Origin of the sequence: Saccharopolyspora terrae, assembly GCF_004348435.1 — a bacterium.
Classification (GTDB): Bacteria; Actinomycetota; Actinomycetes; order Mycobacteriales; family Pseudonocardiaceae; genus Saccharopolyspora; species Saccharopolyspora endophytica.
Window position 1 is genome coordinate 1 of the sequence record NZ_SMKS01000159.1, and the last position, 577, is coordinate 577.

A 577-nucleotide genomic window follows, 5' to 3' on the forward strand; every position below is an offset into this window, starting at 1 on the left:
GCGATATGCTCTACCCGGAGCGTATTTATCAGGAATTTGAAGGTGATAACGCCACCTGGTGGAACTTCGATCCGCGCGTTGAGTGGCTGATGGGCTACCTGACCAGCCATCGCTCTCAGAAAGTGCTGGTGATCTGCGCCAAAGCTGCCACTGCGCTGCAACTGGAGCAGGTACTGCGCGAACGTGAAGGTATTCGCGCTGCGGTGTTCCACGAAGGTATGTCGATTATCGAACGTGACCGCGCTGCCGCCTGGTTTGCCGAAGAAGACACCGGCGCACAGGTACTGCTGTGCTCAGAAATCGGTTCTGAAGGACGTAACTTCCAGTTCGCCAGCCACATGGTGATGTTTGACCTGCCATTCAACCCGGATCTACTGGAGCAGCGTATTGGTCGTCTGGATCGTATCGGCCAGGCGCACGATATTCAGATCCATGTGCCTTATCTGGAGAAAACCGCTCAGTCGGTGCTGGTGCGCTGGTATCACGAAGGTCTGGATGCATTTGAGCACACCTGCCCGACCGGACGCACTATTTACGATAGCGTATACAACGATCTGATTAACTATCTGGCTTCACC

At 54.6% G+C, this 577-nt stretch carries 1 protein-coding gene; it reads left to right on the plus strand.

The features are described from left to right. Nucleotides 1–577: helicase-related protein (locus E1181_RS31170; RefSeq protein WP_268948045.1), on the plus strand; the 577-nt coding region annotated here is incomplete at both ends.